Source organism: Acaryochloris sp. IP29b_bin.148, from assembly GCF_028285565.1.
Classification (GTDB): Bacteria; Cyanobacteriota; Cyanobacteriia; order Thermosynechococcales; family Thermosynechococcaceae; genus Acaryochloris.
Window position 1 is genome coordinate 1 of the sequence record NZ_JANQOY010000217.1, and the last position, 5,387, is coordinate 5,387.

4 protein-coding genes are annotated in these 5,387 nt (G+C 46.5%); all 4 read right to left on the bottom strand.

The window, feature by feature from the left end; genetic code table 11:
* Positions 1–114: 114 nt before the first annotated feature.
* A complete protein-coding gene (locus Q0986_RS19515; protein WP_299414617.1) occupies positions 115–276 on the bottom strand; it encodes a hypothetical protein in 162 nt (53 codons plus the stop codon).
* A gap of 653 nt (positions 277–929) precedes the next feature.
* Positions 930–3,974, bottom strand: coding sequence for a pentapeptide repeat-containing protein (locus tag Q0986_RS19520; protein WP_299414619.1), 3,045 nt, complete (start codon positions 3,972–3,974; stop codon positions 930–932).
* A 131-nt stretch (positions 3,975–4,105) separates the two neighbouring features.
* The gene (locus Q0986_RS19525) at positions 4,106–4,519 is read right to left on the bottom strand and encodes a hypothetical protein (protein WP_299414620.1); all 414 of its coding nucleotides are present in this window, start codon (positions 4,517–4,519) and stop codon (positions 4,106–4,108) included.
* Positions 4,520–4,589: 70 nt separating this feature from the next.
* The coding region (locus Q0986_RS19530) for a KilA-N domain-containing protein (protein WP_299414622.1) at positions 4,590–5,387 on the bottom strand (798 nt) is incomplete at its 5' end.

A 5,387-nucleotide genomic window follows, 5' to 3' on the forward strand; every position in this document is an offset into this window, starting at 1 on the left:
GTGGGACTCTCGCAGTGGTGGTCTGCGCCCAATCCTTGCGCCGAATCTCGAATATCGGTTGTGCAGCTTTGTGTAGCGTCGGTGTGGCGTACTGCGATCACAAGGTCGTATCGGTCAAAGGAGGGGACGACGATCTAGAACCTCTTGGGCCTGATCATGGATGGACCGTCGTTGCTGGCCCAGTCGTTCCCTCGTTTCTTGGCAGGTTCGTTTGATGTCGTCTGCCGTGGCTTGCATCTGTGAAAGCAAATCCAGAATGGTCTGTGAATTATCCATGTATTTCTCCTGGCGTAGCGATTAGAAACATTGGACAGACCCGCTCTGCGTTCTCTGACCTCTCTCGCTGAGGAACAGCCCCGTTAGCGGGTTGTTTGCCTGCTACAGCAAACGGTCGATTCCCTGGCTCGACTAGACCGGAAGCTGGTATTCTTGCCACCCAGCGAGGGGATTGAGTTGTGAGGTGCGGTAGCGAGAGGGTGAAGAGATGTCCTCTTTGCTTGTGTAACTAATATATCATAATATCGATTTAATTGCAGTGTAATTAATTATTTGTTACATTCGTGGTTTCTGACAGTTGCTTGGCAGCTCGGAGTATTGCATTCACGTTACTGGACCGAGTTCCTGGCATATCATCAATCCATTCTATGACATCACTATCGAAGGTTATGCTATGACAAGGTTTACGTCCTTTAGTCGTTCCTCTTGGCCGTCCTCTAGTTGATTTTGACGCCTTTTTCTTTGCCATAGTCTTAAAATAATTACATTGTAATTAAATAGTAATACATTAATTACTTCTATTAAGCCGAACTATACAAATAATCAGACTTTCTAACCCACTCCATCGGAACCTACGAGGTTGACCTTCCTCAGAACTAATTGCAGTATCGATCAGGAGCAAGATTATCAATGTCATCGGGGAGGTTAGTTTTTCAGAGTATTGCTTGTCTTGCTTGTTCGTGGCTAAGGTTTGTACCACTGAGGTCTGCACCACTGAGGTCTGCACCAATGAGATTTGCACCAATGAGGTTTGCTCTGCTAAGGTTCGCTCTGCGAAGGCTTGCACCGCTAAGGTTTGCATCGCTAAGGTTTGCATCGCTAAGGTTTGCATCGCTAAGGTTTGCACTGCGGAGGTTTGTGCCGATCATGATTACGCGGCTGAAGTCTGCGCGGCAAAGTTCTGCGCGGCGAAGGTCTGCACCACTGAGGTTGGCATCACTAAGTTTTGCGTTTTTGAGGTTTGCGTCGAATAGGATTGTGTCGCTGAGGTTTGCGTCGCTAAGGTCTGTGTCGCTGAGGTTTGCGTCGCTAAGGTCTGCACCACTGAGGTTGGCATCACTAAGTTTTGCGTTTTTGAGGTTTGCACGGCTGAGGTTTGCACGGCTGAGGTTTGCACCACTGAGATTTGCACCACTGAGGTCTGCGCCGCTAAGGTCTACGTAGTGGAGATCAGCACCGTTGAGGTTTGCGCGATGTAAAAAACGTCCAACAGTATCTCTAAAGCCTGTAATGCTAAGACACTGGCTGTAACCAATTAGGTTGAGTAGTCTTGTCTTCTCAAATACTTCAGATTCAGGTTGCCCACAAGGATGGAAGTGCAAGTGTTTGAGGGATTTAGTATGTTGGGAATAGCAGTGCAACTCCAGCAACAAAATAAGGACATTTAGCCCTACATCAATATCAATTTTGCGTTGCCCCAAATGAATGCCATAGTCTCTCAATTGCCCAACTTTTCTTTGGGGTAATGTGGTTTGCATTGATAAATCGATAAATTCACCCCCGCACCACCGCTCATAAAATTCCACGAGTCGCTGGAATAATATCTCAGCTTTAAAACCCTCTTTGGTTTCCAATAATGCCCGCCAATAATCTACAATTTCTACCGTCAATCTATCAAAACTAAGAACATCGTATATTTCCCAGTCCATTTGGGTCGGCTTAATCGTATAGCCCCGCCCCATAGGTCCCGGTAATGTCCATGCTTCACAAATCTCAAAGAGACGTTGCGCACACAGAAATTCACTAAAGCTTTTGTGGATGAATTCCACTGACCCCTGCTCGCCTTGAGCAGGTCTTAGATAAAAAGCTGCCAGAGCATTTCTTAGGGCATCTTTTTGCAGCCGCTCACGAGCCAAATTGATCAGATTTAAAGCATCCTCATCTTCATTTAGACGATCTTCAATCATTTGGATTGGGGCAGCTTCTCCCCCAACCTGAATCACACATAATCCTGCTTCAGTCAGAATCCGTCTTAACCCTTCAGTTTCGAGATCCGTCAAATCACGGTTAAGCCATTCTGGCCGCTGTTCAGTCAGTACCCAGTCCAGTGACTTTTGATAAATCAGAATTTTTGCACGAATCGTTGTCGGACCCCGATTGGCCTCAGTAAACAGATTTATCCCTATCTTTTCATCCCGGTGCATTGCACCCAAAAGGTACATCAGTAAAGGCTCTTGCGCCAATTCCTTCACCTGCTTAGGACATTGGTTATCCCTCAAAAAACTCAGATAGTCGTTCGCCTTGTCTGTCCCCACAAGCTTTTCCCATTTAGCTAGCCATTGACCTTGCTGGTCAGGGGTCAAGGGTAAAATTGCAACTCGATTCAAGTTAGGGGGCAGAAAGCTGCTAATCGTTTGGAGTGCCAATGGCCGACCTGTAATCAGCACCCGATGCCCTCGCTCAGGGTTACCAGCACACGCTTCTTGAAATCTGCCAATTTGTGTTAAAAAATGCTCTAAACCGCTACTGGTCCGCCCTTCCATCAGCAGTTCATCAAACCCATCTAGCAAGAATAAAAATCGTGTGTTGCTATCCGTTAGCCAACACTTATCCGTTGTGAAATCCCAACCAATCACAGATTGCAAGGTCTCTTCAATATTTTTTTCAAAAATGGTAATATCCCGAAGCCGAATTAAAATAGGTGTCCAGATGGGATGAAGTTCTCGCCGTACCCAGTCAGCAAACATCCTACAGAAAACGCTTTTCCCTCGTCCTGGCCCTGCTTGCACAAACATCACCTGACTTTGTGCATTAGCATCCTCTAAGCAAGTTTTAGTCCAGCCTTCTAAGTCGCAAGGTCGACTATTGTTATCAATCTCACCGTTTTTACCAACGGTTCTAGCCTGAAGAGGAACATAGATATCTCTAAATGTGAACTTTTCAGCAAATACTTGTTCCTTAGGTTTGGCCGCAATGGTTTCTAAATACTGGTCGATACTTTCGTAGATCTTCAGGTCCTCGACCCAGCCATCCCCATAAATACCAGTAAGCGATTTCACTGTATTCTTTGCAGCAGCAAAACTCTCTTTTAAATAACGATGGGTATTCCTAGATACCCGCTCTGTCAAAATGTCTGAATCTTCTCTGCCCAGTCCTGCATCCTGAAATCGTGCCGTTAATAAAGAGTTATAAATCTGGGCTAGCTTTGAGTTATGAAAGCAAACTAGAACGCTCTTAGCTTCTCGATCATCCAAGTCAAAAGGCTCGACCTTGAACTTGAACTTGGAATCTTCCTCGACTCTCAGCTCTAAAACTTTTCCAAATCGCCGCAATTCCTGACTCATTTTTTCTGATGCAGGTTGATCAGCAACTCTTTCTAAGACATTTCTCTGTTCTGGATTTCTCAAAAATACTCGTAAACTTTCCAAATAAGCGGCTTGGCTCACCAACGCCACACTCATTTCCAAAGTTGGCTCTTGCTTAGTTTGTTCAGCAATAAATTTCAAGAGTCCTATTGCTAAAGGGATGAACGGTAATGCGGAGCCAGCCACCTGTGCTAGCGGACTGTTCAACACATCCAAAAGAGAAGACATCCGACCAATGAGAGGAGCTAACTCCGCAGCATTACGATTGTCGTTTATTGTTTTGGCGAGTTCTAGAACGGCTTTGCTGCTGTCAACTCCTGCTTGTGTGGCACTAGACCAGGAAATATCTGTATTTAGAACCTGCCATACTTGTTTCCAGGTATTTTTCAGCATAATGGGCCAATAGATTGGTGTAACTGGACTTAAATTAGCTGTTAATTATTTAAGATACGAGTGTTTTGAATACAGTGAGTTTTCATAATCATTTCTCCCAATACAAATGCAGTCCCAGTCACAAACCCCACTCACAGACTGCTCGGCTGAACAGCCCGAAGACTAATCTCTCGGATCCACACCTTCGTGAATTGCCCTAAGATTTTTTCAGGAATCATCAGGCTTTCAAATCCCTCACTAAGTTGGGCGATGAACCCCTGCCGCCATCTGTCCCAATCGGCTTGGCTGGGATAGTCAATCTCCTCACAGTACTCCGTCCAGCTTTCTTGCTGAAACTCGGAAGCACCTAAAGCGGTTCCCTGCATTTGCACCTGAATGAAATGGTGATCAATCAATTCTTGAATAAACAGTGGATGGCCGCTTGGGGGTTCATCGTCATCCAGCACTGGAAACTCATAGGAAAGCCGTAGTTCCTCCACAGAGTTCTTCTTGGCTAATCTCAGCAGTTCTAACTGTTGCTGAGTCAAGGATGGAATCTGAGTCATCTTGAACCTCAATCGTCCAATCCCAGCGTAACGATTTGGTCTAAGAATGGCTCAGCATCAAAGTCATGGATCAGACCGCCTCAGCCTGCTCAACTTCAGCTACTAAGGGCAGAAGCACCTCAACAATAGAACACTTCCACCGCAAAGACTCAATGGGCTTGCCATTCGATTTCTCTTCCAGCGTTATCACCGCTAAATCCCTCGCTTTTTCCGTGGGCTTCCACTTCAGGACATTTCGAGCTGTTCGATAGCGTTCTTGATACCCCGCCGCTTCTAGCAGTTTGTTGATTCTGATGGCTGACAGCTTAGGCTCTAGCAGTTTACCCAGCTCAGTTGGGGTATAGGTTTGTTCTTCAGGGGTGAGGGAGGGTAGGGTTTGGAGGCCATCACCCATGATGGCTTCCCATTGTGGATGGGTCCGCTTGATTGCGCTTGACTTTGCGATGGCGAGTCTTGCAGGTTCAGCGACTCTTCCAAAGACCGCTTCCAAAACAGACTCAATCTCATGGGGGCTAGGCTGATCGGGGCGCAGTGCCTCAACCACTTCTGGATTGGCCTTGGGGGAAGGGCGTTGACTTTGCTCCCACTCTTTGACCCATTGGGTGAGCTGGTATTCGAACTCCACGGATAGCCAGGTGCCAAAAGCGATGGCTAGATCGGGGTGAATCCAGGTGCCCTGTTCTTCGGGTGTTCCACCTCTGCGAATCATCACAAGTCCCGTTACCGGAATTCCGGTAACGGACGAAACATATGCTAGATAGGCTTTTGCCCGTTTTGTTTCAAGCCAATGATCGGGCCGCTTAGATTTTCTCGCCGCATTTTTATACGCCTCACAAGCCCTTGTCGCGTTCACGTATCCATCGGTTTT